The sequence below is a fragment of the Pseudomonas hefeiensis genome, assembly GCF_030687835.1.
GTDB classification, from domain to species: Bacteria; Pseudomonadota; Gammaproteobacteria; order Pseudomonadales; family Pseudomonadaceae; genus Aquipseudomonas; species Aquipseudomonas hefeiensis.
Genome location: NZ_CP117449.1, coordinates 2,358,737 through 2,376,721, shown reverse-complemented (window position 1 = coordinate 2,376,721; position 17,985 = coordinate 2,358,737). Strand labels below are relative to the sequence as shown.

General features: G+C 56.9%; 17 protein-coding genes and 1 tRNA gene. 4 read left to right on the top strand and 14 right to left on the bottom strand.

The window, feature by feature from the left end:
- Positions 1-249 precede the first annotated feature (249 nt).
- The 5 genes from PSH57_RS10585 to PSH57_RS10565 form a co-directional block, all read right to left on the bottom strand.
- Complete coding sequence (locus PSH57_RS10585) at positions 250-1,533, bottom strand: efflux RND transporter periplasmic adaptor subunit (RefSeq protein WP_305389388.1); 1,284 nt, start codon at positions 1,531-1,533, stop codon at positions 250-252.
- A complete protein-coding gene (locus tag PSH57_RS10580) occupies positions 1,526-3,001 on the bottom strand; it encodes a TolC family protein (RefSeq protein WP_305389387.1) in 1,476 nt (491 codons plus the stop codon). The genes PSH57_RS10585 and PSH57_RS10580 overlap by 8 nt, the downstream gene beginning before the upstream one ends.
- Complete coding sequence (locus PSH57_RS10575) at positions 2,994-4,211, bottom strand: ABC transporter permease (RefSeq protein WP_305389386.1); 1,218 nt, start codon at positions 4,209-4,211, stop codon at positions 2,994-2,996. Before PSH57_RS10575 ends, PSH57_RS10580 begins: the two co-directional genes overlap by 8 nt.
- A complete protein-coding gene (locus PSH57_RS10570) occupies positions 4,204-4,923 on the bottom strand; it encodes an ABC transporter ATP-binding protein (protein ID WP_305390344.1) in 720 nt (239 codons plus the stop codon). The genes PSH57_RS10575 and PSH57_RS10570 overlap by 8 nt, the downstream gene beginning before the upstream one ends.
- Positions 4,924-5,287: 364 nt before the next feature.
- The gene (locus PSH57_RS10565; RefSeq protein WP_305389384.1) at positions 5,288-5,869 is read right to left on the bottom strand and encodes a TetR/AcrR family transcriptional regulator; all 582 of its coding nucleotides are present in this window, start codon (positions 5,867-5,869) and stop codon (positions 5,288-5,290) included.
- Between the two features lie 134 nt (positions 5,870-6,003).
- Here PSH57_RS10565 and PSH57_RS10560 point away from each other — a divergent pair, with 134 nt between their 5' ends.
- The gene (locus PSH57_RS10560) at positions 6,004-7,212 is read left to right on the top strand and encodes an MFS transporter (RefSeq protein ID WP_305389383.1); all 1,209 of its coding nucleotides are present in this window, start codon (positions 6,004-6,006) and stop codon (positions 7,210-7,212) included.
- 124 nt (positions 7,213-7,336) lie between these two features.
- Here PSH57_RS10560 and PSH57_RS10555 read toward each other — a convergent pair whose 3' ends face one another.
- From PSH57_RS10555 to PSH57_RS10520, 8 genes are all read right to left on the bottom strand, one after another.
- Positions 7,337-8,794, bottom strand: coding sequence for a sensor domain-containing diguanylate cyclase (locus PSH57_RS10555; protein ID WP_305444918.1), 1,458 nt, complete (start codon positions 8,792-8,794; stop codon positions 7,337-7,339).
- Between the two features lie 225 nt (positions 8,795-9,019).
- Positions 9,020-9,211 (bottom strand): hypothetical protein, encoded by a 192-nt coding sequence (locus tag PSH57_RS10550; protein ID WP_305389380.1) that lies wholly within the window; start codon positions 9,209-9,211, stop codon positions 9,020-9,022.
- A 173-nt stretch (positions 9,212-9,384) separates the two neighbouring features.
- A tRNA-Gly gene (locus tag PSH57_RS10545) sits at positions 9,385-9,460 on the bottom strand.
- A gap of 63 nt (positions 9,461-9,523) precedes the next feature.
- The gene (pgsA, locus tag PSH57_RS10540) at positions 9,524-10,084 is read right to left on the bottom strand and encodes a CDP-diacylglycerol--glycerol-3-phosphate 3-phosphatidyltransferase (RefSeq protein WP_305389378.1); all 561 of its coding nucleotides are present in this window, start codon (positions 10,082-10,084) and stop codon (positions 9,524-9,526) included.
- A 32-nt stretch (positions 10,085-10,116) separates the two neighbouring features.
- Positions 10,117-11,940 carry an excinuclease ABC subunit UvrC gene (uvrC, locus tag PSH57_RS10535; RefSeq protein ID WP_305389377.1) on the bottom strand — a complete coding sequence of 608 codons (1,824 nt, stop codon included), beginning with the start codon at positions 11,938-11,940 and terminating at the stop codon, positions 10,117-10,119.
- Positions 11,941-11,942: 2 nt separating this feature from the next.
- On the bottom strand, positions 11,943-12,584 hold the full coding sequence (gene gacA / locus PSH57_RS10530) for a response regulator transcription factor GacA (protein ID WP_024781217.1): 642 nt from the start codon (positions 12,582-12,584) through the stop codon (positions 11,943-11,945).
- Positions 12,585-12,711: 127 nt separating this feature from the next.
- Positions 12,712-13,146 (bottom strand): GNAT family N-acetyltransferase, encoded by a 435-nt coding sequence (locus PSH57_RS10525; RefSeq protein ID WP_305389375.1) that lies wholly within the window; start codon positions 13,144-13,146, stop codon positions 12,712-12,714.
- 10 nt (positions 13,147-13,156) lie between these two features.
- Entirely contained in the window at positions 13,157-13,915 is a 759-nt protein-coding gene (locus tag PSH57_RS10520; protein ID WP_305416538.1) for a carbon-nitrogen hydrolase family protein, read from the bottom strand.
- Between the two features lie 155 nt (positions 13,916-14,070).
- On the opposite strand from PSH57_RS10520, the gene PSH57_RS10515 reads away from it, so the two are divergent.
- Positions 14,071-14,199, top strand: coding sequence for a hypothetical protein (locus PSH57_RS10515; protein ID WP_256244308.1), 129 nt, complete (start codon positions 14,071-14,073; stop codon positions 14,197-14,199).
- A 333-nt stretch (positions 14,200-14,532) separates the two neighbouring features.
- Positions 14,533-15,600 carry a 3-deoxy-7-phosphoheptulonate synthase gene (locus tag PSH57_RS10510; protein ID WP_305389372.1) on the top strand — a complete coding sequence of 356 codons (1,068 nt, stop codon included), beginning with the start codon at positions 14,533-14,535 and terminating at the stop codon, positions 15,598-15,600.
- Between the two features lie 31 nt (positions 15,601-15,631).
- Here the strand turns inward: PSH57_RS10510 and PSH57_RS10505 are convergent, their stop codons facing one another.
- Positions 15,632-16,693 carry a hypothetical protein gene (locus tag PSH57_RS10505; protein WP_305416536.1) on the bottom strand — a complete coding sequence of 354 codons (1,062 nt, stop codon included), beginning with the start codon at positions 16,691-16,693 and terminating at the stop codon, positions 15,632-15,634.
- Positions 16,694-17,020: 327 nt separating this feature from the next.
- Between PSH57_RS10505 and PSH57_RS10500 the strand changes: the two genes are divergently transcribed.
- Positions 17,021-17,899: an esterase/lipase family protein gene (locus tag PSH57_RS10500; protein WP_305389368.1), complete on the top strand. Its 879-nt coding sequence runs from the start codon at positions 17,021-17,023 to the stop codon at positions 17,897-17,899.
- The last annotated feature ends 86 nt before the right edge of the window (positions 17,900-17,985 follow it).

Sequence of the window (17,985 nt, the reverse complement as noted above, 5' to 3'; positions counted from 1 at the left end):
ACCACAACAACTCGATGAAAATCAAAAACTCGCATATTATAGAAATATGAAAGTCCAGACGCGCCCTTTCCACCGAAGAAGATCAGCTCAGCCATCTAGATGATGAGAGAAATAATGCTCAAGGCGTATGACGTGCTCTTGCATCCCGCAAACACGACAAATCCTAGTGACATACACTACGACATCCCTATCAACAGCAGGACTGTATCATAAACTTTATGTTTGCAAACACTAACCCCAGCAATTTCGTTAAAACAACGAGGATCTCAACTCAACATATCCCGGCGCCAGATTTTCTACCTCAATGCCACCAGGCATGGCCCGCCCTGTCGTTACGACCACCTGACTTGCACTCTCAGACAAACTAGGGCGGTAGGTCACAACCGACTGCCCATAGCTGTCGCTAGACAGTGCCTCAAGCGGCACCACCAGACCACGATCACGGTGATAGGTGACAATTTGCAGCCTCGCACTCATACCAAGTCGCAATCGCTGCAGTTGCTCGCTCGCGATACCCTGAATAGAGGCGATCACCTCATAAAATGCGCCACCAGACGTGGCCTGCGCATCGATCCCCTGTACACCGACGCTCTCAATCTGACCATGCAGCACCATGCCACCGAAACCATCACCAGTAATTTCCACCGGCAGCCCCGCACGGAGTTGGTGAACATCGCTTTCCTCGACCCGTGCAACAACCTGCACCTGCTCGATATTGATCAACTCGAACAAGGGAACGCCTTGGCCGACACGCTGGCCTTTTTGTACAAACGGCAGATTAGCGCCACTTCCCTGAGGCGTACGAGAACGGATCACCACGCCTGCGAACGGTGCGAGCACTTCTCGCTGTGCCTGCTGCTCAAGCAGTGATTGATAACGTGACTGGGCATTGGCCCATTGCATCCGGACTATCTGAAGGTGTTCTTCGCCACCTTTTTTCAAGACTTCGCCGAGTTCCGACTGGGCAGCCGACAGATCTAACCGTTGCGACCTGACCTGCTGCTCGACTGCCTCCAGCTCCATCCGCGGCACAATCCCCTGGTCCAGAAGAACTCTGGTTTCTGCCAATCGGCGTTCGTTATCAGCCAAGGTGGACTGGACGCTGGAAAGCGTTCGTTTTGCCCGAGCGACATCCTGCCCCTGAGACCAGCTCTCGACTTCCAATACATTGCGCCTGGCGATCAGCTGCTCGGCCAAGGCGGAACGCAACTGGATATCCAGTTGCGTCGTGTCCAGGCTCAGCAAGCGTTGTCCACGCTCGACACGTTGACCTTCCTTTACCGCAACGTCCGCGACAATTCCCTCGAAAGGCGACGACATGGTTTGTTGCATCGCAGCCTCGATACGTCCGACAAGCCCCAGTCGATTTTCCAAAGGCTGATAGTCCACCTTGAGCCAACTGGCCGCCGCGACCTGCTCCCGAGGAAGTAGAGGCATTGCAACCAACACCGCAACGACCACAACCGCCATACAAGCCACCACCAGGAGCAATCGCATATTATGCCGACAAGCCAATCCGACTTCTTTAATCATTAAGGGCAATATCCCAGCTCGACAATGTGGTGCCCAATGCCTGATCCAGCAAGGTTCTCGCATTCAAGTAGGCGATGAGCGCATCAAGGCTCGTATTTTGTGCGTTACGAAAATCAGTCTCATAACTGATGACTTGAAAATTGCTGGAGCGACCGACCTGTAATTTCTGTCGTTCAATATCAAGTTTTCGGCGCGATAGATCCCGCGCACGCAATGAAATTTCATACTGGCGCCAGCGCGTGCCGACCGTGCGTACCGCGTTCGTGACATCTCGCTCCAGAGTCTGTCGAGCCTCGACTGCCTCAATCCCCTGGTTCTCCAGATTCACCTGAGCACGAACCACCTCCTGTCGACGGTTGAGATCGCCAATCGGAATTTCGACCTGTACCCCCGCATAGCCCTCCCAGCGACGATCCGAACGTCGCCCCTCTCTATCAGGGTAACGATCACTGACCTGGCTTGCTCCGCCGACCAATGAGACATCCCATAGCTGGTTATTGCGGGCAACCGCCAGGTTGATGCCGGCCTGTTCATGCGCGATCAACTGCCCAAGGTAAGCAGGCTGCTGCTCCAATGCGGTATCAAGCGCTTGCACTCGACTGAGCTGAACAGGCGTTGCATCCAGCGTTTCTACCGCCTGAATACGCGATTCCAGACCTAATGCCAAAAGCTGAAGCAACTCCAGGCGATAGGCATCCAATTGATTTTGTGCCTCTTGAACACCCAGCTCCTGAGTGGCGTAATCGGCCTCGGTTTGCACAATCTCAAACTCAGCCATTCGGCCGGCAGTAATCATGGCTCTATTGACGTCCAATAACTGCTGTGAACGGCTTAATGCCTCTGTCGCGATACGCAACTGCTCTTGAGCGCGAAGTACATCACGGTAAGACGTGATGATTTGCGTGACGGTTTGCGCCACCGTCGCTTTCAAGGCAAGACGGTTCGTCAACTCGGAAAGCCTTGCTGAACGCATCGGCGCTGTCGTGACCTCCACTCCAGCCCCCCGAAGCAAGGGCTGTATGAGCGTAAACGTCGCACCATCGCTGCGGGTACGCCCGTCATTATTGCTATCGGTCAACTGATTGGCCCAAGAAAGGCTTAGCCGTGTACCGAACTCCCCCAACAGAGTCGTTGTTGGCGACAACTGCCGATAGCGTGAACCATCGCTTTCACTGCGCTCACCCCGATAGTCACCCCTCAATACCAACTTGGGTGTGAACAAGTCCTCAGCGACGCGCAAATCGAACTTCTGCGCAACACGCTCAAGGTAGGCGCTACGGATGGAGCGGTTGCTTCGCAACCCCAGATAGACAGCATCGGCCAACGTCAGATTGATTGTTTCAGCTCGCAACGACACAGGGATACCTGGCATCGATGCCTGAGACGGCGTGAGCGCGGCGAACACCGTCGACGCAGATAGCGTCCACAGCAGCCCCAGCAAGATCGAAAATCTCTTGTGCTCAATCATCTCGCAAGGCCTGAACCGGTTGCAGGCGAGACGCGGTAACGGCGGGATAGAGGCCGAAGAACAGGCCGATCAACAAGGAGCTTCCCACCCCCAGTGGCAGAGATTCAATGGCCAAGGTAAATCGCCACCCTGAAAACCATACGAACAAAAAAGCTGAAAGCAGTCCGACGGCCGCCCCGACCAGTGAGCCCGTCACTGACAAACAAGCCGCCTCCAGAAGAAACAACATCCGAATGTCGCGCGCCCGGGCACCGAGGGCCATTCGCACGCCAATCTCGCGACGACGCTCAGAGACATTCATGAGCATCACATTCATCACGCCGGCCCCTCCGACCAGAAGGGAAATCCCCCCAAGACCGGCCAGCAGATAGGAGAATGTGTTGGATTGATGGGTAAGGCTGTCGATCAGCTGTTGTGGCACCAGAACCTCAACGTCATGACCCTTGAGCACTTCTTCCAGATAAGTACGTAAGTCCTGTGCACTTTCCGTGATCACTGCACCATTGCGCACCTTGGCAATCACACTGCTGAGTTGTGGAGACGGCTGGAGCCGCCTCATGCTCTCTATCGGTATAAACAACGCTTCATCTACCTGAATCGGGATCAAGGGGTTCGGAGCCTGAGGTCGTGCAATACCGATCACTTCAAACAGATACCCTTCGATCTGAAGCTGCATGCCCGCGATCAGCGGCCTGCCCGGCACACCGATTCCCAACTTATGAGCAACTTTGGCTCCTGCGACGATGTAGGTGGCCTGTTGATCGAAATCGGAAATAAAGCGTCCTTGAGCGAGTTTGAGATCCAGGGTTTCGGCCAATCCACCGGTCGTCCCCAAAACCACCGCGTCGACTGTTCGCCCTGCGTAACGAACTTGACCAGAATGAAATGTCGTTGGGGCCACTTGGGCGATGGCAGGAAGTTTTTTCAGCAGCAAGCGAGTGTCAAGCGTGGGCGGCAGCGCTCGACTGTTGAGCGGCGAGAATGGAAACGACGCCACAATGGTCTCAGCGCCCATCCCCTTGAAAGCTGTCATCGCTTCATTCGCGGCGTTCTGACCGATGTTCAGCAGCGCAACAATCGCCGCGCAGCCAACTGCGATGCCCAGCATCGCCAACCACGATCGCCGCCCCAAGAGGCGCAGACTGTCCAAGGACTCAATCAGTGTTTGCAGAAGGCCCGGACCTTGACGATGAAGCGAACCTTCAAGCATCCGTCATCGCTCGCCTGTTCGCAGTTTCTTTCAAAATCCCATCCTGCACCTGCAAACAGCGCTCAAGGCGTTCGGCCAACTGCGCATCGTGGGTCACCATGATTAATGTCACCGCTCTCTCATCGTTGAGACCGAGCAGCAGATCTATCACGTCATGGGCCGTTGAGCGATCCAGGTTACCCGTTGGCTCGTCGGCAAGAATCAAGGAAGGACTGCCCACTAACGCTCGCGCAATCGCCACACGCTGGCGCTGTCCACCGGATAGGTCAGAGGGCCGATGATGAGCTCGATCACCCAATCCGATACGCGCTATCTGGATCCTCGCGCATTCACGCGCTTCGCTGCGCGTAAAGCCCCGGTAGAAAAGAGGCAGGGCAACGTTGTCGAGCGCAGTCAGGCGAGGAAGCAGATTGAAACTCTGGAACACGAAACCGATTTCACGGTTGCGTAGCTGAGCGCGCTCGTCAGCCGTCGCGTCGATCATGTTGCGGCCAGCGAACCAGAATTGGCCGGACTCCGGACGGTCAAGGAGTCCTAGAATGTTCAGCAGCGTGCTTTTGCCGGAACCGGATGTACCGAGAATCGCGCACGTTTGCCCACGTCGAATATTGAGCGTCACATCGCGCAGAACGGGCAGGTTGTGCCCCGCCATAGGGTAAGACTGGCAGACATCGTTCATGGCGATGAGCGAATGTGTCGACTGTGGCTCCATGCCCGGACCTCTTTTCTTCATTGATCCAGCCGTCCGGCCAGAAGTTTCGCGAAGTGACACACCAGGGGGACGCGCTTCTTGAGGCGAGAGTGTTTACCACAAAAATCGGAAAGAAGGAAAAAGCATCTCCCTCAATCGCACTGGCGCGGCGTCCACTCGCTTCGATATGGCTATAGTCTCGATCGAGCACAAGGTCTGCGCGCACGTATTAACACTGCGCCTTACCACTGACCGGGTATGCGATAGGTTCGAGAGCGGCACGGGCTATGGTCAATGCATTCCAATATGATGCTGATTACATTGCTGGCCCTACCCCGCAAACAAGTATTACCTACACTGGACTTGACCCCCTATGTTCCTGATTTCAGCTACGGACGCCCCTGAGCAAAACTTCAAGTGCCGCCAATGCTTGCACAAGTCTTTTTGAGCCGGGTTCAGCTTCCGCTATCCAGAATGCGGCTTCGCACAAGCCACCATGGATCAGCATCGCCAAGGCTTCGGGATCGGTGTGTACCACCGTTCCTTGCAGCATCAGCTGTTTAAGCATCTTTTGCAGAGAGGCCGTGCAGTGCCGATGCGCTTCAGGTGGAGAACTTCCCAGAACCGCTCTCGCATCTCGCAGCACGATTCGCTGGATCTCAGGCTCTTGCGCCATTTCCAGGTACATGCGACAGCGATCCCTGAACCCTTCCCAGGCGTTTTCGGCGGCGTCGGAAAGAGTTTGAAGCCGTGTATCCATCTCAGCATCAATCTGAGCCACCACAGCCGTGAGCAATCCCTTTTTGTCGCCGAAATGGTGATACAGCGCACCTCTTGTCAGACCTGCCATAGCGGTCAGATCGTCCATGGAGGTTTCGGCATAACCCTGTTCACTGAACGCCTTGCGTGCAGCCTTCAGCAATGTGGCACGAGTTTCTTCCATATCAGCGCGTGTACGTCGGACCATGATGTCTCCAATGCCAATCATCTATTTACATTCTCCGCGTATGATTATAGGATTTTAATTCATACGCAGTGAATGTATATTTTCAGTTCCGCAATGGCTCGGCAAGCTGAACTCACTCGAGAAGGAGATCGAACATGGCTAATCCGTACGGGATACTATTCCAAGCCCCAGGCACCAAGGAGTTTTCCCTCGCTGGCCTACTTGCGCGGCTTCCATTGCCCATGACCGGCATCGGCATCATCACCATGCTTTCGCAGTTGCGCGGTAGTTATGCGCTGGCGGGTGCGGTTTCAGCCACCTTTGTTCTGACGTATGCGTTAATGTCGCCGCAGGTTTCACGCATGGTGGATCGATACGGCCAGCGTAAAGTATTACCGTTGTCCGCCGGTATCAGTGTCTTGGGTATTCTGCTACTGCTTGGCTGTACCTATTGGCATACACCCGATTGGACATTATTTATAGCCGCTGTGTTAGCGGGCTTCATGCCAAGCATGTCGGCCATGGTCCGCGCACGGTGGACCGCGATCTACCGGGGCAAACCCCACCTGCAAACAGCCTACTCACTGGAAACCGTATTAGACGAAGTAACGTTTATCGCAGGCCCGCCGATTTCAGTTGGCTTGAGCGTGGCGGTCTTCCCTCAGGCGGGACCTTTGGCAGCGGTTGTACTCTTGGCGTTGGGAGCACTTGCTTTGGCAGCACAGGTATCCACCGAACCGCTGGTTGAATTGACCGAAGAAATGAACACGCGAACAGCGTCCATTTTCCGATTGGCGGACGTTCGATTGCTAACGTTACTGATGGTTGCAATGGGCGTCATCGTTGGAACGGTCGATATCGTAAGTGTCGCGTTCGCAGAACAAATGGGTAGTCCGGCAGCGGCCAGCATCGTTCTGTCCTGCTACGCCATTGGCTCATGCGCCGCTGGCCTATTGTTCGGCGCACTTAAATTGAAAACACCACTGCATAAACTCCTACTACTGGGCGGTCTTGCAACTGCTGCAACGACACTGCCGTTGCTGATGGCTAGCAATATTGCCAGCCTCTCAGGCGCGGTATTAGTCGCAGGGTTATTCTTTGCGCCCACCATGATTGTGGCGATGTCATTGGTTGAACGAATTGTGCCGGAACGTCAATTAACCGAAGGCATGACTTGGCTATTGGCAGGCTTGAACGTTGGCGTGGCGATGGGTGCTGCTGCGTCGGGCCAACTGGTGGATATGGAGGGCGCTCGCTATGGGTTCAATGTCGCACTCGCAGCCGGAGTGGCTGTCCTGCTGGTCACTATTTGGGGGCATCGACGGATGCGAGAACATTCACTGGCAGCATCGTATTCCGTATGAAAGCTAAGCTACGCTAAATAGAACTTCGCTTTATCGGGCGGTTAGAGGTGGGTGGCATTCAACCTTGAGCCTCATAGGCTGCTCCCCCTTCGGTAAAGCAAGGAGAACTGAGGCGGACGAGCAATCAAGTCTTGCTGTCTACCGGTTTGTTTGATGATCGCATGGTTTCACCAGCGTAGGCAGCACATACTCTGTTCCGGCCTGCATGCTTCGCTTTATATAATGCATCGTCTGCCCGGACGATCAACTGACTGGGACTGTCCCCTACAGGTAACATGGAGGAGACTCCGCAACTTATTGATACCTGAAGAGGGCCTCGATCCGTTGGGATAACGGCTTTTTCAACAATCTTGCGTAACTTCTCGGCGACGTCCAGGGCATCCATCCCGTTCGTATGGGGCAAGATAACGCCGAACTCCTCCCCACCGAGCCTCCCGAACACGTCATGTGCCCGCAGCACCCCGTTGCAAAGGGTAGTCACCTGGCTTAATACCGTGTCACCGACTGGATGACCATACGTATCATTCACTCGCTTGAAATGGTCAAGATCGAGCCATATCAAGCTAAGTTCCGTACCATGGCGCTCCGCCCGGCTGAACTCCGTCTCCAGCGCCTCCAAGAAGTCCCCCCTACTTCGCGCTCCTGTCAACAGATCGACACTGACAAGTTGTCGTAACGCGCTGTAAGACTGCTTAAGTGCAGCAGTATTGCCCAGATGCTGCCGGGTGACAAAATACAAAAATATAGCAAACGCGAACAGTAAGGCAGACGTGACTGTGGCAGAAAACAGCAGAAATTGACGTCGTTCATTGAAGGAGGACAAATAGTCGGTAGGTGAAAGTTGGACTAGAACGATGAGCCCGGTGTGTTCTAGACGCCGGTATGCGACCAGACTATCAACTCGATCAAAGGCACTTGCCCCCCGATATAGCCCTTCCGCAGGATTGGTGTTATCGAAATAGGGTTCATCTTGAGAAAGAACTATTCCGTCCAAAGTTGTATTGAGACCGGACTTGGAAGCCACAGCCCGCGGAATGCGATCCTTTCCTACCAGGGCGATGAGACCGCTGGGACCGACGTTAATCTTCCGATAGAAGTCTGTAAAAAAGTTAATTGGTATAGAAATCACAAAAACACCGACAAACTTCCCCTCGTCAACTATTGGCCGAGTGAACTGTATCGACCAAATACCCGACACACGGCCGAGCACGGGCTTACTGATAAATAGCTTATCTTGGGAAGGATTTTCCAAATGCACTTGAAAATGTTCACGGCCGCTAAGATCCACGTTACCGGTTACCGGCCCCAAGGATGAATAAACTAGCCTGCCCGCCGCATTTATTACAGCGACTTGAGCAATCATGTTTCCATAGACTTGGAGTTCTTCTCTTACTACCTCTTCAAAATCATTCGGATCTTCAACAACATCCTCACGTATGTCTTGAACTAAAGCGTCAGCGTAACGGACTACACTCTGGATGTGCGCCTCAAACGCGATGGTTAGGTTCATGGCGTCATTGCCCGCCGCTTGCTCTACTAGTACCTGCTCGTGATTAAGCCACGCATTCAGAGCGACCCACATGGGAACCAAGGTAATCAATAAGGCAGCTATAGCGATCAGTCCTGCCTTAGTCTTGGTAACTCGATGCCGTAACAAGGGTGTTCTCCAGCGAAGTGACATCAGTTTGCGCAGGCTAACTGATCACTAAAAGAGCATGTCATGCCGTCAGGCCCACCCCGGCAGCAACATAGCATTACGATATCACCAAATCACGCTAAAGGTTTGATAATCCAAGGCTCGCGCAGCCTACGAAACGACTATGCCTTTTGGAATCGTAGTTGACGATGCCAAGGAAAATGAATGGAAGCGCTTATCGGATCTGAGGCGCTGGATCTCATCCAGTGCGCCAGCAATCACCCGATCAGGCGCCGATGCCAGCAGGTCCTGAGGCCTTTTGCCGCCCAGAAAACTGTTATCTGAGCGGAACCAGTAAGCCATACCCCAGCCGTCCTTGTGGCCAGAGTGTCACTTGATTAGCTTGAATGCGAGAACGCCGTGGAGGTTCGGCAGATGACTTGGCCGGACGCTTACCGAAAGCAGCCTGTCCACATAAGTGCCGGCATTTCTCAGGCAAAAAAAAGCCACTCATCTGAGTGGCTTTTTCTGAATCTTGGAGCGGGAAACGAGACTCGAACTCGCGACCCCGACCTTGGCAAGGTCGTGCTCTACCAACTGAGCTATTCCCGCGTCTTGGTGTGGCGCATTCTATAGATTCAGATTACGCCGTCAACCCTTTGATTCAAAAAACTTTTATTTCGGGTCTACGTCAGTGCGCAGATGCGGCCAGGCGGCGCGCAGGTACTGAACCATCGACCACAATGTCAGGCCTGCGGAGATCAGCAGCAGTGCGTAGCCCAACAGCACCCAGAAATTGAAGTTGGCCGGGTTGCCCAGCAGGATCACCAGCGCCAGCATTTGCGCGGCGGTTTTCCATTTGCCCAGGCTCGATACCGCCACCTGGGCACGGGCGCCAAGTTCGGCCATCCATTCGCGCAGTGCCGATACGACGATTTCGCGGCCGATGATCACCGCCGCCGGCAGGGTCAGCCAGAGGTTGGCGTGTTCCTGCACCAGCAGTACCAGGGCGACCGCGACCATCAGCTTGTCGGCCACAGGGTCCAGGAAGGCGCCGAAAGGCGTGCTCTGCTCCAGGCGTCGGGCCAGGTAGCCGTCCAGCCAGTCGGTGGCGGCGGCGAAGGCAAAGACCGAGGCGGAGGCCACATAACTCCAGTGGTACGGCAAATAGAACAGCAAAATGAAGATCGGGATGAGCAGGACGCGGAGTACGGTAATCAGATTTGGGATATTCATCGGCACAACTGGCTGCGAGGTTGACGGGCATTCTACTCGCTATGCAGGCTTGCATAAATCGACTCAGCGAGCTTTTTACTGATACCGGGAGCTTTGGCTATCTCTTCGATGCTGGCACGAGACAGCTCCTGCAATCCACCAAAATGTTTCAATAGATCGCGACGTCGCGTTGGGCCGACCCCTGCCACGCCTTCCAGCGTCGATGTGCGGCGGGTCTTGCCCCGGCGGGCGCGGTGTCCGGTGATGGCAAAACGGTGAGCTTCGTCACGGATCTGCTGGATCAGGTGCAGCGCCGGCGAATCCCCTTTCAGGGTGAACTCATGGGCCGCATCGTTCAGGTACAAGGTCTCGAAACCGGCCTTGCGGGTTGCACCCTTGGCCACGCCCAGCAGGATCAGATCGGGGACCATCAGCTCATTCAATACGTCGCGGGCCATGGACAACTGGCCTTTGCCGCCGTCCACCAGCAGGATGTCCGGCAACTTGCCCTCCCCGTCCTTGAGCTTGCCGAACCGGCGCATCAACGCCTGATGCATCGCCGCATAATCATCGCCCGGGGTAACGCCTTCGATGTTGTAGCGCCGGTAATCGGACTTGATCGGGCCTTCCGGACCAAACACGACGCAAGACGCCACGGTCGCTTCGCCACTGGAGTGACTGATGTCGTAGCACTCCAGCCGCTGCGGCGGCTCGTCCAGGTTAAGAACGTCAGCCAGGGCATCGAACCGTGCCGCCACATGCTGGCGGTTGGCCAAACGCGCGCCCAGAGCCTGCTCGGCGTTGGTCACGGCCAGTTGCTGCCAGCGCGCCCGGGTGCCACGCACGCGATGGCTGATGGTCAGTTCACGACCACGAAGCTTGTCAATGGCCTCGATCAGGGTCGGGAAGTCTTCGTGGACCACATTGACGATCAACTCGGCAGGCAGGTCGCGTTCCGGGCTGCTGATGTAGTACTGCCCCAAAAACGCCGCCATGACTTCGGCCACGTCTTCCTCGATACCCACCTGGGGAAAGAAGTTCTTGCTGCCCAGCACCCGGCCGCCGCGCACGCTGATCAGGTGCACGCAGGCGCCACCCGGATTGATGAACGCGGCGATCACGTCAACGTCGCCGCTGCCACCTTCCATGCTCTGCTGATCCTGCACGCGGCGCAGCAGCCCGATCTGGTCGCGCAGCTCGGCGGCCCGTTCGAACTCAAGATTGACCGCCGCGTCCTCCATCGCCGCCGACAATTCGTTGGTCAACGCATTGCTGCGCCCTTCAAGAAACATCACCGAGTGGCGCACGTCTTCGGCGTAGACCTGGGGTTCGACGAACCCGACGCAGGGTGCCTTGCAGCGTTTGATCTGGTATTGCAGGCAGGGTCGGGTACGGTTCTTGTAATAGCTGTCTTCACATTGGCGAACGAAGAAGGTCTTTTGCAGCAGACTCAGGCTTTCACGGATCGCCCCGGCGCTGGGGTAAGGACCAAAATACCGGCCTTTGGCCTTCTTGGCCCCGCGGTGAATGCTCAGGCGCGGAAATGCCCCGTCGGACAGAAACACGTACGGGTAGGACTTATCGTCACGCAGCAGAATATTGTACGGCGGCCGCCATTCCTTGATCAGGGTCTGCTCGAGCAGCAAGGCCTCGGTTTCATTGGCGGTGATGGTGGTTTCGACTTGCGCGATGCGCCCCACCAGGGCGGCGGTCTTCGGCGCAAGGCCGGTTTTACGAAAGTAGCTGGCCAGACGCTTCTTGAGGTTCTTGGCCTTGCCGACGTAAAGCAGGCGCGCATCGCTGTCGAACATGCGATAGACGCCGGGGCGACCGCTGCATGTGGACAGGAAAGCACTGGGATCAAACAGTTCAGTCATTATCAGGCGCTGGCATCGACCATGCCGTGGCGCACCGCCAGCAGCGTCAACTCGACATCGCTGCTGATCGACAGCTTCTCGAAGATTCGGTAACGGTAGGTGTTGACGGTTTTAGGCGACAAGCACAGCTTATCGGAGATGATCTGCACCTTTTGGCAACCGACAATCATCAGGGCAATCTGGATTTCCCGCTCCGACAGCGCGTCGAAGGGCGATTCATTGGTCGGCTGGAACGACTTGATTGCCAACTGCTGGGCAATTTGCGGGCTGATGTAACGCTGACCAGCAAACACCAGGCGAATGGCCTGGACCATCTCGTTCAAGCCGGCGCCCTTGGTGAGGTAGCCCGCAGCGCCTGCCTGCAACAACCGGGTCGGGAACGGATCTTCTTCACAGACCGTCACTGCGACCACCTTGATGTCCGGGTGGCTGCGCAGCAGTTTACGCGTGGCTTCAAGACCGCCGATGCCTGGCATCTTGACGTCCATCAGTACCACGTCGGGTTTCAGTTCACGCGCCTTGATAAGGGACTCTTCCCCGGATTCAGCCTGACCAACCACCTGCAGACCGTCGATATCAGCCAGCATTCGTGTAATGCCCGTACGGACGAGATCATGGTCGTCGACCACTAACACCCTAATCAAGCAGACACCTCACGATTTGGTCTTATTTGGGTTGCCCAACACCTTAGCAAAAACCATCCGGCAGACCTAGCGCAAAGGGACATATAAAAGTTACAGCGCGTCTTCCACAGGCCCACAATCCGAGGCCTCAAGGCCTGGCTTCCCGCTCCATCCGCAGGAAACATTCATCCTCGCCGACCACCCGCAGCCCCAGGCGCTCGTAGAGCACTCTGGCCGGATTATTCTTGAAAACCGTCAAGCGCAGCGCCGGGCGGCGCTCCTGCATCACCATGCCCCAAACCTGACCGATCGCCCAAGTGCCGGCGCCCTGCCCCCGAAACGCCTCGGCAATCTGTAGTTCCCGGATATACAACGCCCGGGCATCACGACTGAGGCTGACAAAACCCAACGCTTGCCCTTCGCGGCAGATGATCCAGTTCTGGCGAATGATCCAGGCCAGATCGAATGCTTCGTCCTGCCATAACAAATCATGGTGCAAGTAATAGGGAAGCATGTTGACGCACGTCAGTTGCCGGGCAAAGGCGATGTCCTCGGCCGTTGCCGCACGCCACTGGAAATTCATGTGTACCTCTTCAAAGCGTTGTCACCGGCACGACTTGTCCGGCCCAACCATCGGCGGCGCGCCGAGCGATCACCAACAGATCGCCCCTGCCTGGCGCTGCCGCAATCAGAGAACCGTCCGGGGCCCAGACCGCGCTGCGACCGGCCGACTCCCAACCACCGGTGGCGCCGCCATGATTGGCCATCAGAACCGTCATGGCATGTTGCTTGGCATAACCTCGTAATAACGTCGTATCGGGCAGGTAGCCGCCTTCCGTAATCAACACGCCAGCTGCATATAACGTAGCGCCCTGCTCGGCTGCAGTGGCAGCATGGCGAGCGTGGGAAAAGTCGGCGCATACCGCCAGTGCGATGTGATCCGACCCCATCGCCAGCATCGAACCGCCATGACCAGGAACGAAGGCGACTTCTTCGCCAGGATGCAAATGCTGTTTGGTGTACACCCCGAGGGATCCATCGGCGCGGAATACCAGCGCACCGATCGATACCGGTGCTTTTGCCGACAGGCGAAGCGGCATGCCAACCACTGCGGTCAGGCCAAGCTCGCGCGCCAGGTCACGCAGTGGTTGCAATATTCCATCCTCCGGCAGGATGGCCAGTTCCGCAGCCAAGCCCCGTTCGTAACCAGTGAGCGACAACTCAGGAAACACCAGCAATTGCACATGCTGTTCAGCGGCGGCGTGCATGAAGCGCTGATGGTGGATGAGATTGGCGCGAACGTCCCCGAGGATGGAAATCGACTGGGCGGCGGCGAAAGTTGGAGCGGTCATGGATCTTCCCAGGAAGAAAGTGCAAACCCAAAGTTTCTCACAAAGCCCGCCGGACTCAAGCCAGGATGAACAATCACATACCCACGATAGAATTTTCTGATTGAACCGGCCCACCCTGCTCTAGTAAGCTCAGGTTCATTCATCGGAGACAGACCATGTTCAACACCCTCGCATCGCTTCAAACCGCCAGCGCCCAGCGCTCGGTTGCGGCTGCCTGGGCGAACAGTGTTCAGACTCCGGTCAGCTTTTATTTTGGGTATTGGTTTAGCCACTGGCGCGCCTGATACCCAACCGGCGCCCAATTTAAACGGGTCGCCTTCCAGAGTTTTCTAACCCCCGGTCGGCCTCCCGACCGGGGGTTTTGTTTTTTCAGCCCCAGACATTTTTGCGACACCAGACAAACTTGAGGATTGAGCCATGAACTACGCCACTTATTACCGTTACGACAGTTTTTCCGCCTGGCGATTTACCAGCCACCGCTCGGGACAGCCAGCCGCCTCCGATCGGTCACCTACCGGTGGCAAGCCTCAGTTGCGGGCCATTACGGCCAATTGTCGAACACCCCAATAGGGCCGGCGCGCGGGAATGAACCCGCTGCCCGCCCAGGAAACCAGATCATGAATTCGTCCGTCTCTGCTTTGCCGCTGTCTACGCTCAACCCTGCCAATGAAGCCCTGACCCTGCGTCTGCCCAGCTCATTGCAGCTCAAGCAACAATTGCCCCTCAGCACGGCGCTGAGCCAACAGGTCAATGCCCATCGCCAGGCAATCCGCGCCATCCTCGACGGTGAGGACTCCCGCCTGCTGGTCATTGTCGGCCCTTGCTCCATCCACGACCCGAAATCGGCCCTCGAATACGCTGCCAACCTGGCTCGCGCGGCCCAGGAAGTGAGCGACAGCATGCTGCTGGTGATGCGCGCCTACGTGGAAAAACCCCGCACGACCGTAGGCTGGAAAGGCCTGGCTTACGATCCTGGCCTGGATGGCAGCGATGACATGGCCGCCGGCCTGACGTTGTCCCGGGAACTGATGCGCGAAATGCTCCAGCTTGGCCTGCCTGTGGCCACCGAACTGCTGCAACCCATGGCCGCCAACTACTTCGATGACCTGCTCAGTTGGGTCGCCATCGGCGCGCGCACCACCGAATCGCAGATCCACCGGGAAATGGCCAGCGGCCTGGGCATGCCGGTCGGTTTCAAGAACGGCACGGACGGCGGCGTTGGCATAGCCTGTGATGCCATGCGCTCGGCCGCCCATCCTCATCGGCATTTCGGCATCGACAGCCAAGGGCATCCGGCGATCATCCAGACCCAGGGCAACCCCGACACTCATCTGGTGTTACGCGGCGGCCATCGCGGGCCGAACTATGACCGCCAGAACGTCACGCAGATACACAATGACCTGACCCGCCTGAAAATACCGGCGCGGATCATGGTGGATTGCAGTCACGCCAACAGCGGCAAAGACCCGTTGCGTCAGCCGCAGGTGTTCAACGACGTCCTGGAGCAGCGCCTGCAAGGGAACCGGTCCCTCATCGGCATGATGCTGGAAAGCCACCTGTTCGAAGGTTGCCAATCGTTGGGCCCGTCGCTGCGTTACGGCGTATCGGTGACCGATGGTTGCCTTGGCTGGGCGTCCACCGAGCAACTGCTGCGTCAGGCTCATCGCCAGCTGCTGCCGGTCTGAATCCTGAAAGCGCCCTCCCCGGCGAGGGCGCTCAGCTTTTCGTCGCGGAACGAACCTGGACGGTGACCCATTCCGAATGCTGACTGACATCGTCCAGGCGCTCGACCTGATAAAACAGGCGCACCGATCTACCGCGCTGCTCCTGCCAAAACGCCGCAGGCACCACAAAGGTCAGCGATTGACCTGCCGTCGCCTCGGTGATTTCGCGCTCGCAGACATGAGAGGAGTTCCCGTTGCACTGCAGCCAGACCAATTCGCCGGCCTCAAGTCCAGCACCGTCGATGACGACCGTCACCCCTTCCTGAAGATCGTCGATATCCAGCCACCCCTCACTCAACCCCAGAAGCCGGGGCGCCGTCAGCGCAGGACGTAGCAAAGGACCTATGTGCAACGACAAGGGCTCGGCGCGGCGCACTGAATGTCCGCGCCTGACGATGTAAGTCAGGCTCAGGCCATGACCCACGTGAGGGGCAATCAGCGAATGATCAATCCAGAGCGATACTTCGCGGCCGACGGCATGAGCTTCGATATCCAGCACATCGCGCCAAAGGGCTTTGGAGTCCTTGCTGGCTATCAGGATCAGCCGATCGCCGACAGCCATTCTGGAATAGGGCTTGATGGTCACGCACGTTCCTTCGGGCACCCGCGCCGGATCAAGGCTGCCACCAACCGCATCGTTGGCAACGGCTGGCGGTAGCTGCAAGGCTACATCGCCGATGTCCAGTTGCAGGGGCTGAGACACCAGCGTGGCCGGTAACCGTTTGCCCGTCACTTGGTAGGAGATCTCCAGCGAGCCGCCATCCAGTTCGGCGATATGCGGCTCGCGCACGACAAAAACGACGTCTCGTCCCACGTGTCGCTCAGTGATGAACCGTCGTACTTCATGCCGGTAGGGTTCGGTGTCTGAATTGAGTCCGTGCCAGAACAGCCGCACTTCATCTCCGCACGTCATCATCGGATAAGGCTTAACGGTGATGACGGTCTTGCGCCAGGCGGGGTTGATCACCCCTCCCCTGGCCGCCGCCAGAGACGGTGCCGGCAATTTCGTCAGGGGTGCGAGCCGGGCTCGCGGGGCAGATGGGTAAGTGGTCATACATAGGCTCCAGTCCTTGGATGAAGGCACCGCTTTCACATAACGGCACCCGATGAAGCCATTAAACCTCGACCGTCCCGAACCTACAGTCAGATAAGACGACCACAAGAGTGGTCTCGTACCCTTAAACCTGTAGCTGCAAACCCCAGGGGCTATCGGAAGTATCCCGATACGTTCAGTTCCGTCCCGCTTCCTGCCCGACCCTTCCCACTTCTTCTATTCCGTTTTCAGCAGATCACCGCGGTTTCTTCCTACACCGCCCAACACAAGCCTGCATTAGAGTGAGGTCGCGAACTCAACAGGAACCTCTTCGAAAAAGGTACGAACATGCAACGGAATGCAACCACTCAATTTCCCATCCTGCTGGTCCATGGGTTGTTCGGGTTTGACCGGGTCGGCGGCTTCGAACTTTTCCACGGGATCAAACAGGCATTACGCGCCGCTGGTGCCCGGGTGTTCATCCCTTATTTGTCGGCAACACATTCCAATGAGGCCCGTGGCGAGCAATTGCTGGCTCAGATCGAACGGATCCTGAGCGGAACCGGCGCCGAAAGGGTCAACCTGATCGGCCACAGCCAGGGCGCGCTGGCCGCCCGATACGCCGGCGCCATTGCCCCAGACAGGGTGGCCTCGGTGACCTCGGTCAGCGGCCCCAATCACGGCTCCGAACTGATTGATTTCCTGTACAAGGCCCTTACCCCGGGGCGCTTGCCAGAGCATGTGGCGCATAAAGTGGCCACGCTTTTTGCAGACTTCATCTCGTTGCTGAGCGGCCAGGCGCAACTGCCACACGCGGCCATCGCAGCGTTGGCGGCGCTGACCACCGAAGGCGTGGGCGCGTTCAATGACAAATACCCCCAAGGGCTGCCCAAGAACTGGGGAGGCAACGGAGCGCATAGGGTCAACGGCGTACGCTACTACTCATGGAGCGGCACGTTGCAGGACACACAGAACGGAGCATTCAATGCGATGGATCCGCTGCCGGCCTTCTGCCAAGCCTTTTCCGAATACTTCATCACCGAAGCCGGGCAGAACGATGGGCTGGTGGGACGCTTCAGTTCGCACTTGGGTAAGGTCATTCGCTCTGACTATCCGCTGGACCACATGGACATCATCAACCAGACAACGGGGCGCAGCCGCACGGGCACAGACCCGGTAGAGCTTTACGTGCGCCACGCCGAACGCCTGCGCAAAGCCGGCCTTTGATCGACAGACTCAAGGTTTTGACGCATTTTTGACAACACCCGGTCAGTGATTCCGGTAGGCTCAACACCTTTAAAGCTATTGAAAGG